We start from the raw sequence: 20,546 nt of genomic DNA on the forward strand, positions 1-20,546 counted from the left end.
CATCATTAGTTAAGTCGGAAACGAGGCGCACTATTTGTTTTATCTGGTCTTTTAACTCCGCTTTTTCCTTTTCCAACTGATTAACCTTGCCAACCAGTGTTCTTTTTTCTTCAAGTAGCGTACACATAGCGAATTAGGTTAATGGGTACAATGTTTGGGATAGTTGCGAGGCGAAACCCGTTTCTAATTCCTTTATTTCCTTTTCCAATGCTTCCAGATATGATTTTTTGAAAGCTTCGCAGACGGGCTTATTATCGATTAATTTGTTGTAGCTACCGTCGACTGACATAGACAGGACAATAGATTTGGCTCCCATTAGCTCGTCTCTTTTTTCGGTTGCGTCAATAAGTTTATTTATTGACTTTGTCATTTCGTCACGCTTCGCTATTAGTTCTTGAACAGTCATGATTTGAGTTGTTTTTGGTGGATTATTAAAAAAATGGTTTGAAAATGTCTTGCACTGGCATCCCGATTGCCTTGGCTATGAAAACGGCCTGTTCTATGGTTAGCTTCGCCTCTCTCTTTTCCCAGTAGGCATATTGAGTGCGGGAAACTTGAAGTGACTTCGCAACGTCGTCTTGTGTCAGGTTTTTGCCGTTTCTGTACGCTTCGAGGGTTTTTTTGAGGGTGATATCCGGCTTGGGTGCTGTGGTCGTTGATTTGGGGTCGTGGCTTAAATTTTCATTTAAAATGTAGCTTCGCAATAGTTCAAGATCATCTTGTTTTGCTAAGAATTCAATTGACCGAAATTTCTCTTTTAGTACCCGGAAATCTGCAACAATCAATGATGCTCTTAAAAGTGTCTCGGAAGCTCTTTCAATGAGTTCTGACAGTAGCGGGATTTTCTCTTTGGTAGACTCTCCCATATCAGCAGGATTTTGAGAGGCCAAACATTGAAGCGCATTCCATTTCTTCATTTTGGCGAATGAGTTCGTATTGTCGCTGATCGAAGGAAAATCCTTTTTCCCTATCAAATGTTATTGCAAGGTTTTTGTACATAAAATTGACGTCTCTAGTAAGTATTTTATTGTCTTTTAGTTTTTTCTCGACATTCCTTTCTGTGATGCCGTAGAATAAGCTAAGTTGTTCCTTAGCCTTTTTCTTGTCAAAGCCAACAGGTAAATACTTACTCCAAAGGCTCCAAAAGTCAGTGTAATGCTGTTCATTGATCATTTTTCTTACCGTTTAATAATTAATGTTTTCTTTTGCCTATAATGCGTCGCATATTGACGGTACAATGATAGTAAATAAAAACCTTACGTGTCAAGTAAAACAAGACAATATTTTTTTAATAATGCAATGGAAAATATTACAGACATCGATTTCGGACTGAGAATTAAGGAGTTAATCGAGAGTAGAGGTGTAACTATTACAGATGGAGCGAAACTTTTGAGTTACTCGAGGCAGAACTTCACCGACATATTGAATAAGAGGGACGTTAGCACGTCGGTGTTAAAAAAGATATGCGATCAGTTTGGCGTAGGTATGGAGTATTTTCTTAAAAGCGATGCCATTAACATATCACAGGAAGGAAACGCCAACATGGTCGGAAATGGAAAGATCAGCTATAAAGTGTCTGAACGATTAGACACGGATAGTAAAATTATTGCAATGGAAAATAAGCTCAACGTCACAGAAAATGAGAACCAGCACCTTAAGAAACAAATCAAGCTTCTTGAGGACATGATTGAATTGTACAAATCTAAAAAATACCCCTAATCTATTATGTGTAAGAATTTTACGTTATGCCTGATGATGAATTTGGTAGCTAATAACCACAGCCCGTGTTGCCAAAAATCAAAGGACATAGACAAGCAAAACCCACCCTTAAATATTAATAACGTAGTACAAATCGGCAATGCAAATTCGGTTGGAGCAAGTGATATCGATTATAGACATGACTCGAAATCAATCGAGCTAGAAATGATAAAAAGAGAAAATAAACTACTGCGCGATATGGTCAAAATGTTGAAAAGGAAAGCCTGATTTTGTCACTGTATTTGTCACTTTCGGGGCTAAAAAAAACGGTTTTTAGCCCTGTCACTTTTTGTAAAAACCTTATTTAATTGATTGTGAGCATGTTTTTCTATATCTGCACGTTAATCCCTCTCTCTCTGCTGGACATGATGTCAAAACATTCAAAAACCCCATTTAAACGCTTTAAATGGGGTTTTTGCTTTTTTGAGCTACACCAAAATATTCAAAAATTCCCAACAAAAATGTAGCGAATCGTGGAAGTCAGAAATCTCAAAAAAACTTCCATGATTACGTACTTAACTGGCTGATAAAAAGATGTTTACCTCATGAACATCTTTACTTTCAATGATAACAATTCGATTTTTGTTCATCTTAAACATTATGTACTATGTTAGAAACAAGCTTCGGGTTGATTTTCTTTTTGAAAAGACCCAATCCAGAATTAGCAGATGGAATGCGCTATGTCTACTGCCGGGTCACCGTCAATGGCATTCCAAAGGACATCTCTACCAAACGTATTTGGCACCCATCAAAATGGAGTGTTAGCGCGGGTAGGGCCACAGGGGGTAAGGAAGACAGCAAAACCCTGAATGCCTACCTGGACACACTTACCTCCAAAATCTACCAAGCCAAGAGAGCATTGCTAGAAGCCGATAAGGAGGTGACTTCGGATGCGATCAAAAATATTCTTTTGGGTAGAGTCGAAAAAGGGAGAACCATCTTGACAATTTTTCGCGAACATAACGATCAAATCGCCGCCTTAGTCGGTGCTGATTTTGCGCCTGGCACATTAGAGCGGTATGAAACCTCCCTCAAACATACCCGCGATTTCATTAAATGGAAATATCAGTCGGATGACTTTGAAATCAAGAAGTTGGATTACGATTTTATCTCACAATTTGAGTTCTGGTTTAAGGCAATCAAAAAGATCAGCCATAATACTGCGATGAAGTATTTAGCTAACTTCAAAAAGATTGTGCTCTCGTGTGTAAAAAGGGGTTGGTTACAACGTGACCCATTCTACGCTTTCAAATTTTCGAGACGAGAAGTCGATCGACAAGCGTTGACTGAGGGCGAGATGAAAAGAGTATGGGACAAAGATATGGGCGACGGACGACTCACACTGGTCAAGGATATTTTTCTATTCTGCTGCTACACAGGTCTTGCTTATGCCGATGTATATAAGTTGAAGCGGACCGAAATTATTGAGGGCATTGACGGCGGTAAATGGATTACCACCAAACGGCAAAAAACGGACACGCCCTCCAGGATTCCGCTTTTGCCAGCAGCATTAGAAATAATGCAGAAGTATGAAGATCATCCACAATGCGAGAACGAAAATAGAGTGTTACCCGTACTATCTAACCAGAAAATGAACTCTTATTTGAAAGAGATTGCAGATTTGTGCGGCATTTCAAAGAATATTACCTTTCACTTAGCTCGGCATACGTTTGCAACTACCGTTACTTTGACGAATGGTGTGCCTATCGAGAGTGTTTCAAAGATGTTGGGGCATCGGAACATTAAGACAACCCAGCAATATGCCAAGATTGTGGACAGAAAGATAAGTGATGATATGGCCCGGTTAAAGGATATTTTAAGTAAGGATCGATAGCATCAGGTAGGTCGTTTCGAGTATTAAAAGTGAAGGCACTCTTACAATTAACCCGAGACGGCCTTTTCTTTGAATACTTTATCATGCCGATGAGCGAAACTGTCAAGGGCGACGAAGGATGAGACGTTCATCTACCCTTGACAGTGAAGATCATTGGCATACCTTTGTATTGAAGGAAAAGCCAAGTTGCTGTGCAGTCAAATAGGACCTGGGGCCTATATATTATTGTGCTGATATTCAGAGCTTTGGTGCTTTGGCCATATTTTTTAATCCAAGAAAGGAAAAGAATCGAAATTGTATTTCTGGTAGGATTTTAATTCTGGTGAAAGGTAGGGAATCTGGTTTTTTCGATTCGAAGTTATCACTACGCCGTAATCCCCACTAATTGATTCGAAATCTAGTATAGTTTTTAGATTGATGAGGTTGTTGACCCTAAGCTTTGAGCTATGACGGGAAGGAATGTTCCTTTTTCCAAAATTTCTACCGTTAAATAAAAAAGATTTAAATATTCAAAGAAATCATGGTATGTAACCTTTCAAATATCTAGTTTTGCAACTTGTTACAACTAGTTCTATTTGTAGCACATGTGGGATTAATTTTTTTGTTAGTGTTTTTTGTGGTATGATTGAAACTTTATTTCCAAAGCTGGAAGCTTCCAGAAAAGAACTTCTCGATTTGGGAATGCGTAATTCCCTCATTAACTACAAGGTTCCCCAAGCCCGGGGACTTCATATCGTTCAGGAAAAATCCAGTTCAATTTACGACCTGCTTGTAAGACAGTCTAAACCAATGTCCTTTTTGTCCAGGCCTGGAAAGGATGATGACGCAGATGTTCCTGAATTACCCGAACTTTCAGAGGAAGAGCTGTTTGATGCCTATAACGATACCCGGTTGCAAACGAATGAGACTGAGAAGAAACTCCAAACGAGAATTCTAAATACTTACTATTTTGCTCGCACGAGTATTGAAGAGCAAGGGGTCAATATATTGTATATTTCCTTGGGAATGCTAAAATGGTTTGACTCAAACGACGAGAAGAATCATCGATTGGCTCCATTGATACTGATTCCGGTCTCTCTGGAAAGGTCAAGTGCGAATGAGCGTTTTCGGGTGAGATATACAGGAAGCGAGATAGGAGGCAATCTGTCATTGCAAGCGAAAATGTTGACAGATTTTAACATAACAACTCCCAATCTGCCAGAAAATGACGAGTTGAATCTTGAAAACTACTTTGATCAGATTGCGGGAAAAGTGGCTCATCTGCCGTTGTGGTCGATAGAAAAAGATGCAATCGAACTGGGTTTTTTTTCCTTCGGGAAATTTATGATATATAATGATTTGGACAGTTCCAACTGGCCGGATCACAAAAAGCCATCCGATCATCCCATTCTTCAGGCGCTTTTTGAAAATGGCTTTCGTGATACGTTGCCGACATTTACGGAAGACGATCATCTCGACAAGGATACAAATGCCGACGATTTACTCCACGTTGTCGATGCGGACAGCTCTCAAGTTTTGGCTATGCTGGCTGTCCAGGAAGGAAAGCATATGGTTATTCAGGGGCCGCCTGGAACTGGTAAATCTCAAACTATCACGAATATCATCGGAAACGCTGTTGGACAGGGCAAGAAGATACTGTTTGTCGCGGAAAAAATGGCGGCATTAGAAGTGGTTAAACGGCGGTTGGATCGGATAGGGTTGGGAGAGGCATGCCTTGAACTTCATAGTCACAAGGCAAATAAAAAGGAACTCCATGAGGAACTGAAAAGAATTCTCGATCTGGGCAAACCGATGTTAACTCATTTGGAAAAAGAAGTGTCCCTTTTGAAGGAGCATAGGAACGAGCTAACTGCTTATTGTGACGATGTCAACACCCTGATCGGGTCTAGTGGGCTATCGGCGCAACAGGTTATTGGACATTTATTGCAAATCGATGAATTGTCGGAGGGAATCACCCTTCCAAGGCTTCATGTTGATGATATATATTACTGGAGTCGTGAAAGAATGGCTCAGGCAGAGGCAACTGCCGATCGAATTCAGGCACGGTTGCTAGATATAGGACTCCCGTTCAATCTGCTGTTCTGGGGTAGTAATTTAAAATTACTGCTGGCAAATAAACAGGAGGAAATTCAAATGCTCCTTAACGATAGTTTTAATGCACTGACCGAATTGAATTCAGCCACTATTGGCATTTCTTCGGTATTTGGATTATCGTTACCTAGAAATCATGCTGCAGTGGACTTGCTATGTCAATTTGCCAATATTGTTTCTGAAAGTCCTAATGTATATGCAATCAAAATTGAAGACGAAAGCTGGATTCGGAACAGACAAGACCTGATTGAATTGCTTGAAAGTGGAGACCGATTGGCAAAAATACGGGATGAATATCGCAGTATATTTCTTCCCGAAGCCTGGGATCAAGATGTTTTGGATATCCGACAGGATTTGATATCTAATGGCTCCAAATGGTATAATTTTCTCATAGGTTCATATAAGTCAAGCAATAAGAGGCTTGCGTCAGTCTGTATTGCAAAGTTGCCGGCCGACTTACAGGTAAGGATCAGCTATGTCGACGCAATACTCGAAGCCAAAAGATTAAAACAGTCGATCGAGGAGTTGGAACCAATAGGTAAAAAGCTTTTTGGGGAAAGATGGCTTGGAGAGCGGTCCGATTGGTCGACACTTAGTAAATGTGCTGCCTATCTGAAGACTGTTCACGAACGAATTCAGTCAAATGAACTACCAAGAGAGATTTTGGCTTTTTTGTCCCTAGCTGATGCAAGTGAAATAGCAAAAAACTCAGCGGCGAGGCTTTTGGTTAACAAAAACAATTTTCAGGAATGGTCGCAAAATGTACTCAATTTATTGCAGTACGATAGCAATAAGACGGGAGCCAATTGGCCATCGACGAAACAGTCATTTGAAAATCAGCTCGAATTACTCAATCAATGGAAGTGCAGACTTCCGGAAATTCATCAAGTAATTGCCTGGAACACACTTGAAGAAAAAGTCGTACAGGATGGTTTTTTATTTCTGACTGAAATTGCAGCAAACTGGCCTGACGCGCCGGTATACTTGAAATTGACTTTGCAAAAAGCATGGTATGAAAAACTACTCGAGGTGTCTTTTTCCTCAAGTATGGCATTGCAAAGATTTGAAAGGGCAAGCCATGAGGAGGTAGTAAGCAACTTCAAAAAAGCGGATCAATTGAAATTTCAATATGACCGTGCCGTTGCTGCGTTGAGGCATTGGGAGGGAGTACCACGACAAGAGGCTGGCGGACAAGTAAATATCCTGAAGGCGGAGTTCAACAAAAAGTCGAGACATAAGCCGATTCGGAAATTGGTACAAGAAGCTGGGCTTGCCATTCAGGCCATTAAGCCTGTAATCATGATGAGTCCCATGTCCATTGCGAATTTTTTACCTCCGGGTTCAATCGAATTTGATCTGGTTATTTTTGACGAGGCGAGTCAGGTACGACCGGTGGAGGCACTAGGAGCTCTACTGCGTGGTCGACAATTGGTTGTGGTAGGCGATACTAAGCAACTTCCACCTACAAGCTTTTTTGATAAAGTAAATAGTGATATCGATGACGAAGAAAATGTTACTGCCGACATGGAAAGCATTCTGGGAATGTGTACGGGGCAAGGAGCGTCGGAAAGGATGCTTCGCTGGCATTATCGAAGTCGTCATGAGTCATTAATTAGTCTTTCCAATAAGGAGTTTTACGAGAATCGACTTGTCATTTTTCCTAGCCCGGGTTCTAAAACAAGGATGGGGCTTCGATATCATTATCTGCCGGACACAGTTTATGAAAAAGGGAGCAGTAGCAGCAATCCAAAAGAGGCAGAACATGTAGCCAATGCCGTTATAGAGCATGCGTTAAAACATCCAAAGCAAACCCTGGGTGTGGTTGCCTTTAGCTCCAAACAAATGCAGGCAATACAATATGCCCTGGAAGTCAGACGAAGAAAAAATCCAGAGGTCGAAGCATTTTTTTCTAATCATTCCAACGAGCCCTTTTTTGTCAAAAATCTCGAAAATGTCCAGGGTGACGAAAGAGATGTCATATTCATTAGTGTTGGCTACGGTCGTGTTGCAAACGGCTCGGTGCCCCAAAGCTTCGGCCCTCTCAATAATGAGGGCGGAGAAAAAAGGCTGAATGTTTTGATCACACGTGCAAAGCTTCGTTGTGAAGTATTTACAAATTTGATAGCCGACGATATCGACACTTCTCCGGGCAAAAAGTTTGGAATAAGGGCGTTGAAGAGTTTTCTTTATTTTGCTCAAAACGGAAAATTCAATGAAACTTCCGGCCTGAAAGTTCCAATTTCCAATCCATTTGAAGACCATGTTGAAGCCTGCTTAACCAATTCAGGTTATACGGTCCGTAGACATGTAGGTTCTGAGGGATACAATATCGATCTTGCCGTAGTCGATGATGAAAACCCAGGGCGTTATCTTTTAGGGGTTGAGTGTGATGGACATAATTATGTCAATGCAAAATCGGCCAGAGACCGCGACCGTCTTCGCAGAGAAGTATTGGAAGGGATGGGCTGGAACATGTATCGTGTCTGGAGTACAGATTGGTACCGGAACCAGGAACGAGAACTGAAGCGATTAGTCGAGTCTATTGAAAAAGCTCGTCAGCAGATTTCCCTCGATGACGCCATGGAACAAGACATTTTGCAAGATATCCCCACTGTTTTAAGAGAGGAAATAACAGAAAAGGTACTCGCTTCTTCCTACCAGATGGCGACACTACCAATCGAGGTCTCAACCCAGGAGCTGCATATGCATGCAATGGGAAAGTTAGCAGAATGGATTCACGAAGTAGTAAAAATAGAAAGCCCGATACATTTTGACGAAATGGCACGACGGCTGGCTGACGCAGCAGGTGTTTCGAAAGTCGGTTCCCGGATTCGACAGTCTATAGTGGAGGCAGCTGGCCACGCACAATGGACAGGAAAGATTAAAATGAAAGAGAATTTCTTGTGGCTTCCTGAAATGGAGACGCCCATGATTCGAGAGCGCAGTGGCATGCCTGGTACGTCGAAACGGTTACACTTTATATCACCGGAAGAAATTCAACAGGCCATTTATAAAACAGTGGGAGACTCATTGGCGATACAACCCGAAGCAGCAGTCCCTTTTGTTGCCAAAATGTTCGGTTTCTCCAGGGTAACCGAGGAAATGAAAAAGCAGATATTATCCGTTATTGATCTCAGCATCAAACAAGGACTTGTTCAAAAAGAAGGTGAAATGATCACCATTAAATCGTAACCATTACCTATTCAGTAAAATTCACAAGATGACAGATTTTGAGACCAATCACCGTGCGAATGACAATACGTCTGGCAAATATTATTTCGAAATAGGTAAGGCCGCGGCATTGAATGCGAAAGCTGCCGTCTTTGCGCTTAGTCCCGGTCTGGACAGTGCCTATGCGGAGTTTCAAAAAAGAGAAAAGAACTTCACAAAGGAACGAATTACACAATATGAGCTGGAAGTCCAATCTATCACACTTGATAAAGGGAAATCCGAAGGCGAGCTCGAAAAGGTGATTGTGCAAAAGCAATTGAAAGACGATGACATCGAAGATAAAAAGTTGGATTTGCAAAAAGTACGTTCAGGGCAGGTGCAGACGAACACACTTCCATTTATTATTGCAACATTGCTTATTGTCTTATTGACACTCTATTTGTTCATGTTTTATGCTTCGACTGGATACTCCGCCTTTTTCGGTGTTCCATCCAAGCTGATAGGGGGCTTTTTAGCGCCGACGGTTTTTGAAGACGCTGCCGTGGATGGCAATGGGGCGTTGATATTCATTATTTTGTTTCCAATCGTTTTTCTCGCAATGGGTTATGTGGTCCATACTTTCCTGGAGAAAAAGAATTATATCGGCTTGGTTGCAGTACTGGCGTTTACTTTGGCGTTCGATACCTTTATGGCCTATAAAATTGCCAAAAATGCGCATGGAATTCTATTTGCAACGGGTCAGACAAGCGAGGAATGGCATGCCGGCATGGCTTATGAAGATATAAATTTCTATATCATAATTGCCGCTGGCTTTGTGGTGTATGTGATTTGGGGATATTTATTAAACCATGTAATCCATCAATGGTACACTATTCAGCCCGACCAGGTAAAACAAGCAGAAATTGAAAAGTTAAAGACGCAAATATTAAATATGACCAACGAGGGGTCTGAGTTTAGTAACACAATTGCACTTCTAAAAAATAAACTCCAAAATCTCGACCAGAAAAAAGAGGATATCGAAAGGAAATGTAATATCCTGAGGTCAGGAGGGATTGTAATTGATCTGACAGCACTCAATGGTATGGTCGGGGAATATGTCGGAGGTTGGAGCTTTACGATCAATTATCTTTTTCACGCACAAAAAGAAATGGCGGAAAGATCTGCATTGGAAGCTAACCAAGCTGCCAAGCGCTGGTTTGATCAGGTCTCATCTAAACTAAATGAAAACTCCAACACGCTATGATGAATCGAAAACCCCTGTTAATTGTATTATTGATCTTGTTATTTTTTGCAGGATTTATTTACATCATAATCAGGCCTTCTAAATTTACTATTGCCCAAAAAGAACTCAGGTCTGCTTCTACCTATGATCATGTAAAAGGATTATATTCAAAGTGGAGTGAAATTCAAAATCAAGAAAAATGGCTGAAAAGTATAGAGGAGAAAATCGAATCGCTCAAACCTACGTTTGCCCAACAACGTGACCTGGAAACGTGGTATCCTGTTCGCCGACATCTCAATATTACCATCGTTCCTGATTTGTCCAATAGGTTACACCTCCCTGACCAAACGCGTAGCGACACAGCTATCATATTTCATACTTGGAAGGCATTTCTACAAACCATACCCTCCCGGTATCGTTACCCTGAAACGATGCATGATCGGCTGGCGGTCGATATTTCGGATAAGGAAGCCGCAAAAGGCGATTTTAAAAGCCTGGCCAATCAACTAATCGTTGATTTGTCGACGCTGGGCGCAGCTTCGCCGATTGTTTACCTTAGAAAAGAAGAATCACAGTTTCAATCCCGTATCCAAGAGCTTTACCGCTTGGGAAATGCGGGTGTTAGGGGTGCAGACTTCCGCGATTTTTTTAACAATAGGGCAGCCTCCAACATTAAAAAATCAACTCTATTTGATCGATATAGAAATATCGCGATACTGATCACCGATGGTTATCTGGAAGTAACCAATGGGCCCATTTTTAACAAATCTAATCCCATCCCGGTTGATCCGTCAACACGACTGGATGGCATGGAGGTATTAATGTTAGAAATCCATGAAAGGAACATTGGCGAATATCAGGACAATAAGACGCTCTGGTACAACTGGCTTTCTGCAATGGGTGCAAAAGTGGACTATAAAACCTTCTTTCAGCGTCACAATGATGCGAGCAGCAAAACCAACACGGTTATCGACGAGTTTATTCAAGGGAGTTCAGAGTCTGGCCAGCCTCTTTTAACAAAGGAGTCTTCTGTTAAAGCGTCTGTTGTCAAGCTTGCAGAAGTGCATGTGTCATCCGACACGGCTGCTTTGATTGCAAAAAATATTGCGATGGGCGATGAAAAATGCAAAGCATTTAAGGAAGCAAATACTCCACAGCTTTATCATATCGCCAACGAGTATTATAACTATGCCGCTGAATTGGCCCATTCAACTCCGAAGGTATGCGAATAGCTTTACTTCTATTATTGTTCGTATTGCCGATTTCTCCTGTTGCCGTTTTTGCACAGAAAAAAATCGATAAAACTGCTGAGTTATGGACGGTTTGGGAAGAGGCAAACAAAAAGCTGAATGAAGGAAGGTTCGAAGATGCCATGGTTCTTTTTAAAGCCTATCGTTCGAATTTCGGTTTCAGAATTCCTCAGACTCAGCAATTGGAGGAATTATATAGTCAAGGTCAGCAATTGCAGAAGGCGGGAAAATTACCTGAGGCTATTTACGTCTACAAAAAGCATAGATCCATTGCCGGCATTGGCAGTTTATCGATTTTCGAAAAACGTATTGACGAATGCGTTCACAAATTGGCCGCGTCAAAGGAATCCAGACTCAAATCTCTTGAACGACAAGTGTTTGCTGCGGAACTCATATATCAGGGACAGCAAAAGTTGGAGTTAGGGGAAGCGGAAGATGCCCTTAGGGATTTCACTAGAGCGAAATCAGTGATTGGCTCAATTTCAGGCAATATCAAAATTCAGGTTGACAAGAGTCTGGTGGCAACGCAACAGTTCATCGCATGGCAGAAAAAATATAGTGCACAAAAAAATAATGGATTTAGCAAGGTCCAGGAGCGCGATCTGTTGGTCGAGCTGGGTTATATCCCTATCGTCAAAGTGCCGTCACTCAACAGGAGGTTAGCCACACTAATTGAGGAAATTGACGGGAAAAATGCAGTTGCAGAGGCGGTTAGAAATTGCGAAATCGAACGTGTTCTGGAAAATCTAGCGGCCAGTCAAACTGTAAGTTCTCCGGAAGTACGGGACAAGAGGTACCAATTCGAAAGTGTGTACCAAAAGATTCAAATTTTAAAAAGTGATAGGAAGAACGATTCCACGGTGTATAGTGGCTATAGGAGTCTCACTTCTTTCATATCGGCATTCCCGGCAGAGATTCAGGAAGGTCTAAAAAAATGTGTAGAAAACAACCGGGTATCCGCGACCCAGGGTTTTCTCGCGCAGGCAAAAAACGAGGGTGATGGTCGTGCAACGGAACAATATCAAAGCATCTTGGCCCGTGAAGTCGGAATCGAAGATCACCGGGCCAATAGCTGTTCGGGACTGGAGACCTTTCGCAAAGCGATCGATAAATCTAAAGAACTTTTGGAGAAGTGTGATCCTAAACAGGCCAGACTGATATGGGATGAACTTGAAAGACAGGCAGATTGTGACGAAAAGAAATTGCTTATTGCAACTCATGCCGACCTGCGCACAAAGGCGGACCAAATGCAGTCGATCAACAATCAATTCAAGAAAAAATTGACGGAAGCAAACACGGCCACCGCTGAGGGAAAATTGAAGGAAGCTCGGGCAAAATATAAAAAACTGTCGGAGATAGACGTATGCGACAAAGTTGCGCGAGACCTTGAAATTCAAAAAGGGCTTGAAGAACTGGATGAAATGGAAGAGAAAGGAGTATTCCATATGGCACTATTAGCTTCGATAGGAGCCAATAAACCGTCGTATGAAATCAATTCAGTAAGCCAGAAAATGGATTATGGTCTCACTTACGGTGGCGGAGTGCAATTTGCGTATGTAAATCCCCGTAGCCCTGTCGACCTTATTCTGGGACTGGGATATCAAAGCACGAGCTATTATTCCCTGGATAATTTCGATTACTATCTCGAAAAATTCACGATCAATGGCATCGTAGGATCAATGGCCTTTAAACTGAACCCTTTCAAAAAATGGCGCGTGAGGCCATATCTAAAAGGCGGATTCGAGGGATTATTGCCGATTTTATATCAGTATGAACCCTATTCCACTTACACGACAATTGGTGACGGCAATGAGCTTAAGAAGTTTCTTCCCACTTTTATTGGTGGCTTCGGAGTTGAATTCAAACTAGGCAAAGTAATGATGTTCACTGAATTGCATGGAGGAATCGGCTTGCAGAGTATTTACTATCATGACTCTAAGAACAGCGGTTCATCTGCGAACCGGGAGGTGAATGCGCGTTTTCAGACGACGTTGTTCAGTTTGGGAATCAGGCTGTTTTAATTTTCAAAATTATCTATCTGATATTATTAGTTAAACCAGTTCGATTTGAAGTTTCTCTACACCTTCCAATTAATTCTCGTATGCATAATCGCCCAGGCCCAGAACCATGTCAGTATCGTTTCATGGAATTTGAAGGACTTTGGTGTTTCCAAGGATGCTCAGGAAATTGATTTCATAGCGGCTATAATAAAGTCTTATGATATCATTGCCATTCAGGAAGTAGTTGCCGGAAGCGGTGGCTCGCAGGCTGTGGCTCGGTTAGCAACTGCGCTCAACCGAACCGGTTCATCTTTCGACTATGCGATCAGCGATGCCACTTCAGGAAGTTCAAGCCACAAGGTGGAAAAGTATGCATTTATTTGGAAACGGGCGAAGGCGAAATTGGTTGGAAAATGTTGGCTAGAGAAAAAATACGGATTGCTCATTGAAAGGGAACCATACTATGGGAGATTCAAGATAGGAGGAAGTGAGCTTACCCTGGTAAATTTTCATGCGATTACCAAAAAGATGCAACCAGAAACTGAGGTTAAATATTTTAAATTCTTGCCTGAGCAGTACCCCAATGATAACCTTATATTTTGCGGGGATTTTAATTTGCCTCAGTCGCATTCGGTTTTTAATCCTCTTAAAAAGATGAGTTATCGACCGGTGCTTCAGGGACAGAAAACTTCGTTGCGACAAAAGTGTATTAATAACGACTGTCTTGCTTCTGAGTTCGATAATTTCTTCTACAATCTAAATCTCGTAAGTAAAACGAATGGTGGATTGCTTCACTTTTATCGGGCTTTCGATGATTTGAAACTCGCGAGAAAATTATCAGATCACGTTCCCATATTTGCTGACTTTACACTGAATATCAAGTAGGGGTTAAGACAGGTATCGCATTTCCGTCTTGCGTTGTCAGGATAAATCGCTTCGCGAGTTCCGAAATGATATATATCTTTTTAAATACCTTGAAAACCAACTAATTTTAACGGCCACATCTAAACGGCTCAGTCCTCAGATTTACAATATCTTATGAATAACGCAGTACACAACAAGCTTGTCTCTTTTATCTGGTCCATCGCTGACGATTGTTTGCGGGATGTATATGTGCGCGGAAAATACCGCGATGTAATCCTTCCGATGGTGGTATTGAGGCGGTTGGACGCCCTGCTTGAACCAACCAAAGATGCGGTGATGGAAGAGCTTGCGTTTCAAAAAGACGAAGCGGGTTTTACGGAATGGGATGAGAATGGTCTAACGCAGGCTTCCGGCTATGTGTTTTATAATACAAGCCCCTGGACTTTGCAGCGGTTGCACAGTACCGCCACCAACAGCCAACAGATATTGCAAGGGAATTTCGAAGAATATCTCAATGGTTTCAGTTCGAACGTCAAAGAGATTATCGACAAGTTTAAGCTAAAAAGCCAGGTAAGGCATATGGCGAGCAAGGACGTGCTGCTGAACGTACTTGAAAAATTCACTTCGTCTTATATCAACCTCACGCCTTTTGAAAAGGTGGATCCGGATGGTCGCAAGTTACAGCCGCTTTCCAATCTCGGCATGGGCTATGTTTTTGAAGAGCTGATCCGGAAATTCAATGAGGATAATAATGAGGAAGCGGGAGAGCACTTTACGCCGCGTGAAGTGATTGATCTGATGACGCATATCATTTTTGATCCGATCAAAGACAACCTGCCGCCTGTGATGACGATTTACGATCCGGCTTGCGGAAGCGGTGGTATGCTCACGGAATCTCAGAATTTCATCAAAGATGAAGAAGGCGAGATACGTGCCAAAGGTGATGTGTATCTGTATGGCAAGGAGATCAATGATGAAACGTATGCGATTTGCAAGTCGGATATGATGATTAAGGGCAACAATCCGGAAAATATCCGGGTAGGCTCTACGCTTTCAACGGACGAGTTTGCCGGAACGAGTTTCGATTTTATGCTGTCGAACCCGCCGTATGGTAAATCCTGGGCGAGTGAACAGAAGTATATCAAAGACGGCAAGGATATTATTGATCTACGTTTTCAGATCAAACTCAAAGATTATTGGGGTGGGGAGGATGATGCAGACGCCACGCCACGTTCATCGGACGGACAATTGCTATTCCTGATGGAAATGGTTTCGAAAATGAAATCGAAGGAGAAAAGTCAATCCGGCTCACGAATTGCTTCTGTTCACAACGGTTCGAGCTTGTTTACTGGTGATGCCGGTGGCGGAGAAAGCAACATTCGCCGGTATATCATTGAAAATGACTGGCTGGAAGCTATCGTACAGTTGCCAAACAACTTGTTTTACAATACTGGAATCACAACTTATATCTGGATTTTAAGCAACAACAAAGCGCCACATCGCCGTGGGAAAGTTCAGTTGATCGACGCTGGACAGCTTTACCGAAAGCTTCGTAAAAACCTGGGCAATAAAAACTGTGAATTTGCTCCTGAACATATTAAGGAAATCGTGCAGGTATATACCAGCCTTGAAGCGATTGAGCGGGAGGGCGACGACGGCATTGCTTCGCAGATTTTTGAGAATGCAGACTTTGGCTATTACAAAGTGACCATCGACCGGCCCAAACGCCTGAAAGCGCAGTTTACCGAAGGACGTATTGCAGATTTGCGTTTTGAAAAATCCTTGCGCGAGCCTATGACGTGGGCATATGCCGAATTTGGCGAAGAAGTGTATACCAATCTGGCGGCGCATGAAAAAGCGATTTTGGATTATTGTGAAAAAAATGACCTGAATCTCAATGCTAAACAAACCAAATCACTCACCAGCAAAGAGACCTGGCAAAAGCAATTGGACCTGTTAAATAGCGCGACAGCATTGCTGGCAGCGATGGGTACAGCAGAATTCAACGACTTTAACATTTTTAAAGACAAGGTAGACAGCGTCCTTAAAAAGCAAGGTGCCAAGCTAACTGCCTCTGAAAAGAACGCAATCCTGAATGCCGTGAGCTGGTATGATCCCTCGGCTGAAAAAGTGGTGAAAGGGATCACCAAACTTACAGGTGAGAAACTGGAAAAGCTATTGGATTATCTGGATTGTACGGAAGACCAACTGGCTGATTATGGATATTTTCTAACCAACAAAAAAGGCGAATACCTGCAATATGAAACAGAAAGTGATTTGCGGGATACGGAAAATGTGCCGCTCAAAGAGAATATATACGAATACTTTTTACACGAAGTAAAACCCCACGTTGAAGAAGCCTGGATTACGCTCGACGCTACCAAGATCGGTTACGAGATCAGTTTCAACAAGTATTTCTACCGTCACAAGCCTTTGAGAAGTATTGAAGAGGTGGCAAAAGATATCTTGGCTTTGGAAGCGGAAAGCGATGGATTGATTCACGATATTTTAAACTTTTGAACCGTGACAGAAATAGAAGGCCAATACGAGGTATATAAAGATTCAGGCGTTGACTGGTTGGGAGATATTCCCAATCATTGGGAAATTACTAAGTTCAAACGATTGTTTCTCGAAAAGAAGAAAACGACAAATGTCAACTTAAACTGTGGCTCAATAAGTTTCGGTAAAGTTGTCTACAAAGACGACGAAAAAATTCCAGAATCTACCAAAAAATCTTATCAAGTTGTACTGAGGGGCGACTTTTTGATTAATCCGTTAAATTTAAACTATGACTTAATAAGCTTACGGATAGCGTTGTCTGAAATTGATGTTGTGGTAAGTTCAGGTTATATAGTACTGGACGCGCAGTTTAAACTAGATAAACAATACTACAAATGGCTGCTTCATATCTTCGATGTAGCATTTATGAAGACCTTAGGTTCTGGTGTTAGGCAAACGTTGAGTTTCGCTCATATAGCAAATTGTGAGCTTGTTTTTCCCTCCCTCGCCGAACAAACCGCCATCGCCAACTTCCTCGATCGCAAAACGGCCCAAATTGACCAGGCCATTTCCATCAAAGAAAAACAAATAGAATTACTCAAAGAACGCAGGCAAATACTCATTCACAATGCCGTAACGCGTGGGTTGGATCCGGGTGTGAAGATGAAGGATAGTGGGGTTGAATGGATTGGGGAGATTCCGGAGCATTGGTTTTTAACTCAAATAAAAAAAATAGGGCAAACTACCAGTGGTGGAACACCGCCAAGCGGAAATTTGAAGGACTATTATGATGGTCATATTCCGTGGGTAAGGACTATGGATCTAAATAATGACGAACTTTTTACTGTGCCCGAAAAGATCACGAGCAAGGCGTTAAGAGAGACAGCCTGTAAGTTAGTTCCCAAAAATACTGTTTGTGTTGCTATGTATGGCGGCCCTGGAACAATAGGAAAACACTCCATTTTAAGATTTGAAGCAACGCTAAACCAGGCGCTTTGTGGGATTTTACCGTCTAAAAAGACACATCCTGAGTTTGTGTATTATTATGTAAAATTTTGCAGACAGTATTGGATGATAAATGCGAAGGGAACAAGAATCGATCCAAATATCAATCAAGACGAAGTAAGAAATATGTACATTACTTTACCACCTGTTTTGGAACAAATAGAAATTGCTAAGAAGCTGAGTGATATAAGTGAAAAAATCGCCACCGCCGTTTCGCTGAAACAAAAAGAAATTGAAAAGTTGAAGGAGTACAAATCGACTTTGACCAATAGTGCGGTGACGGGGAAGATAAAGGTCGCCTAAAAATTAGCTAATAATTACAAACCCTCCATAAAACTTTCTTTAAAATGCGCATTAAATCTCTACGTCTCAAAAACTTCCGGGGTTATTACAACGAAACCTGCATTGACTTCGATGACTTGACGGTACTCATCGGAAAAAACGATATTGGCAAGTCCACCGTGCTGGAAGCTCTCGATATTTTCTTCAACGATGGTAAAGGTGTTGTAAAACTTGACAAAGACGATGTAAACAAGACTGCACTAGCCGCTGGAGATAGTAATATATCAATTGCCGTGATCTTTGATGATTTGCCTACTTCGGTGGTGATTGACAGTACCAACGAAACAACGCTTGAAGGCGAATACTTGGTTAACGCTAATGGGTGTTTAGAAGTGATCAAGAGATATCCTCACACCGGAGCTGCCAAAATATTTATTAATGCAGACCACCCTAATAATTCAACTTGTGCTGATTTGTTAGTCAGGAAGAACGCAGAGTTAAAGAAGATAATCAAAGACAACGACATAGAATGCTCGAATCAATCGGTAAATGCGGAGATGCGATCGGCTATTTGGAATCACTTTGCCGAAGACTTGCAACTTGGAGAGATTGAGCTTGACGTAACCAAGGGGGATACGAAAGATATTTGGGAAAAGCTGCAAACATATTTGCCGCTCTACACACTATTCCAGTCAGACAGAAAGAACAGCGATAGCGACAGTGAAGTACAAGATCCACTTAAAGAAGCTGTAAAACAGATCATGGCAGATGCCGCGATTACAGCTTTGCTGGCAGATGTCGCTGAGCGTGTTGAGCAACGGCTGATAGATGTTTCCAATAGCACTTTGGAAAAGTTAAGGGAAATGAATCCGGAAGTAGCGTCGTCGTTGAAGCCAGTAATTCCGCCCGCCAGCGCTCTTAAATGGGTTGATGTATTTAAATCAGTATCCATAACTGGTGACGAGAATATTCCAATCAATAAAAGAGGGAGTGGGATCAAACGGCTTGTATTATTGAATTTTTTTCGAGCGGAGGCAGAGCGAAGACAACGGCAAGGCAACTCGCGATCAATAATTTACGCTATTGAGGAACCTGAGACGTCTCAGCATACTGATCATCAGAAAATGCTGATCAGGGCTTTCAAGCAATTAGCTAGTGCGGCCAACACACAGGTGTTACTCACGACCCATAGTTGCACAATTGTGAAAGGACTCGATTTTGGTAATTTGAGATTGGTTTCAGTCGATGCAGGTGGAAACAAATGTATTGAAAGTATAGCACCTCATCAATTACCGTATCCATCTTTAAACGAGATTAACTATATCGCATTCAGAGATCTAACAGAAGAGTATCATAATGAGCTTTACGGATATATTGAAGCGGAGGAGCTCCTTGGTGCTTATAGATTTGGGAAACAAACTGTTACTTACAATAAGGTATTTAGAAACGGTACGGTCGGTCCGACTTCCGTAATATTGACAGAGTATATAAGACATCAAATTCACCATCCTGAGAATGCCAACAACACAAGATATACCTTTCAACAGCTTACTGACTCGGTGGATTTGATGAGAGACTTTATTGTTGCAAGCCGGGCGAGCATTTAACGTTTTGGAAAGGTTGACACTACAAATACAAAAGGTTGACAGTTCTACAACGTAAGGTTGATACTTCGACGAGTAAGGTTGACACCTCCAAACGATAAGGTTGACACCTCAGGAGGGAAAGGTTGACACTCGACGCCTGATTACTTGCTGATAATCATAGCAATCAAAAAAATGGATCAAAGTTCAAACAACATGGCAGACGGAACAAATTATACGCCATCAATTGACGAAAATCTGCTAAATATCGCAGACAAGGATCTTTTGAATTTATATGAGGCTAGTGGTATTGCTAAATCTGAAATCATGATTCAGGAATTGGACGAGGAAGCAGAGTTTGATATCAGCCTGATTCTGAACATTCATCGAAGTGCTTTTGGTGAATTGTATGAATGGGCTGGAAAATGGAGGACAATAGAAGTTCAGGTTGGAAAGTTAACTCCACCTCATCCATCACAAGTGCCTAATTTGATGTATCAGTATGCAGATGACGTAAATTATAGATTGAAATTTGTAAAGGAAAAGGCTGAAATCGCCGAGCTATTAGCCTATTTACATCATCGCTTTGTATGGATTCATCCTTTCAATAATGGAAACGGACGCACCGCCCGCTTACTTCTGAATGCGGCGGCGATGCTAAAAGGATTTGAACCAGTACAATTGTATCACAGAGAAGGGGAAGCGAGAAAAGAGTATATTGATGCCTTACGAAAAGCGGACGGAGGCAATGTTCAAGAGCTTACTAATTTAATTCTTAGTGAACTCACGGCCTTTTAGTTCTGCTTCACGTAGCAGCGCAATGACAATTGCCTGTACCTGCGGCTGGGGAACTTCCTGATTTTCCAACGCCATGCTACCGCTCACCACATCGGTGACCATGGATGTAACATATGCCTTCTGGCGCAGTTTGGAATATTTTTCAAATAATTTCATACTTTCAAATGTAACCTAATTTTAGTAATTTAT

General features: G+C 41.7%; 15 protein-coding genes. 11 read left to right on the top strand and 4 right to left on the bottom strand.

Annotated elements, in window-relative coordinates; translation table 11 throughout:
• Positions 1-133 precede the first annotated feature (133 nt).
• Genes AC1XUD_RS24790 through AC1XUD_RS24800 form a run of 3 tightly spaced genes read right to left on the bottom strand, consistent with a single transcriptional unit; the run spans position 134 to position 1,173 of the window.
• On the bottom strand, positions 134-406 hold the full coding sequence (locus AC1XUD_RS24790) for a hypothetical protein (protein ID WP_483363735.1): 273 nt from the start codon (positions 404-406) through the stop codon (positions 134-136).
• A 25-nt stretch (positions 407-431) separates the two neighbouring features.
• On the bottom strand, positions 432-917 hold the full coding sequence (locus AC1XUD_RS24795; RefSeq protein WP_483363736.1) for a helix-turn-helix transcriptional regulator: 486 nt from the start codon (positions 915-917) through the stop codon (positions 432-434).
• Positions 868-1,173 (bottom strand): hypothetical protein, encoded by a 306-nt coding sequence (locus AC1XUD_RS24800; protein ID WP_483363737.1) that lies wholly within the window; start codon positions 1,171-1,173, stop codon positions 868-870. The genes AC1XUD_RS24795 and AC1XUD_RS24800 overlap by 50 nt, the downstream gene beginning before the upstream one ends.
• 126 nt (positions 1,174-1,299) lie before the next feature.
• On the opposite strand from AC1XUD_RS24800, the gene AC1XUD_RS24805 reads away from it, so the two are divergent.
• The 11 genes from AC1XUD_RS24805 to AC1XUD_RS24855 all read left to right on the top strand — a co-directional run bounded on the left by AC1XUD_RS24805 (position 1,300) and on the right by AC1XUD_RS24855 (position 20,357).
• The gene (locus AC1XUD_RS24805; protein WP_483363738.1) at positions 1,300-1,719 is read left to right on the top strand and encodes a helix-turn-helix domain-containing protein; all 420 of its coding nucleotides are present in this window, start codon (positions 1,300-1,302) and stop codon (positions 1,717-1,719) included.
• A gap of 646 nt (positions 1,720-2,365) precedes the next feature.
• The gene (locus AC1XUD_RS24810) at positions 2,366-3,592 is read left to right on the top strand and encodes a site-specific integrase (RefSeq protein ID WP_483363739.1); all 1,227 of its coding nucleotides are present in this window, start codon (positions 2,366-2,368) and stop codon (positions 3,590-3,592) included.
• 621 nt (positions 3,593-4,213) lie between these two features.
• Positions 4,214-8,875, top strand: a complete 4,662-nt coding sequence (locus tag AC1XUD_RS24815; protein ID WP_483363740.1) for a DUF3320 domain-containing protein — start codon at positions 4,214-4,216, stop codon at positions 8,873-8,875.
• A 28-nt stretch (positions 8,876-8,903) separates the two neighbouring features.
• Positions 8,904-10,097: a hypothetical protein gene (locus AC1XUD_RS24820; RefSeq protein ID WP_483363741.1), complete on the top strand. Its 1,194-nt coding sequence runs from the start codon at positions 8,904-8,906 to the stop codon at positions 10,095-10,097.
• Positions 10,094-11,308 carry a hypothetical protein gene (locus tag AC1XUD_RS24825; RefSeq protein WP_483363742.1) on the top strand — a complete coding sequence of 405 codons (1,215 nt, stop codon included), beginning with the start codon at positions 10,094-10,096 and terminating at the stop codon, positions 11,306-11,308. The genes AC1XUD_RS24820 and AC1XUD_RS24825 overlap by 4 nt, the downstream gene beginning before the upstream one ends.
• On the top strand, positions 11,299-13,347 hold the full coding sequence (locus AC1XUD_RS24830) for a hypothetical protein (RefSeq protein ID WP_483363743.1): 2,049 nt from the start codon (positions 11,299-11,301) through the stop codon (positions 13,345-13,347). The genes AC1XUD_RS24825 and AC1XUD_RS24830 overlap by 10 nt, the downstream gene beginning before the upstream one ends.
• A 45-nt stretch (positions 13,348-13,392) precedes the next feature.
• Entirely contained in the window at positions 13,393-14,211 is an 819-nt protein-coding gene (locus AC1XUD_RS24835) for an endonuclease/exonuclease/phosphatase family protein (protein WP_483363744.1), read from the top strand.
• Positions 14,212-14,364: 153 nt separating this feature from the next.
• Positions 14,365-16,710 (top strand): type I restriction-modification system subunit M, encoded by a 2,346-nt coding sequence (locus AC1XUD_RS24840; protein ID WP_483363745.1) that lies wholly within the window; start codon positions 14,365-14,367, stop codon positions 16,708-16,710.
• A 57-nt stretch (positions 16,711-16,767) separates the two neighbouring features.
• Entirely contained in the window at positions 16,768-17,997 is a 1,230-nt protein-coding gene (locus tag AC1XUD_RS24845) for a restriction endonuclease subunit S (protein ID WP_483363746.1), read from the top strand.
• Positions 17,998-18,041: 44 nt separating this feature from the next.
• On the top strand, positions 18,042-19,583 hold the full coding sequence (locus tag AC1XUD_RS24850) for an ATP-binding protein (protein ID WP_483363747.1): 1,542 nt from the start codon (positions 18,042-18,044) through the stop codon (positions 19,581-19,583).
• Positions 19,584-19,754: 171 nt separating this feature from the next.
• Complete coding sequence (locus AC1XUD_RS24855; protein ID WP_483363748.1) at positions 19,755-20,357, top strand: Fic/DOC family protein; 603 nt, start codon at positions 19,755-19,757, stop codon at positions 20,355-20,357.
• On the opposite strand, the gene AC1XUD_RS24860 is transcribed toward AC1XUD_RS24855, so the two are convergent.
• Positions 20,328-20,513, bottom strand: coding sequence for a hypothetical protein (locus tag AC1XUD_RS24860; RefSeq protein ID WP_483363749.1), 186 nt, complete (start codon positions 20,511-20,513; stop codon positions 20,328-20,330). The genes AC1XUD_RS24855 and AC1XUD_RS24860 overlap by 30 nt on opposite strands.
• Positions 20,514-20,546: the final 33 nt, after the last annotated feature.

The organism is Dyadobacter sp. HNCC25DJ184 (genome assembly GCF_056895215.1).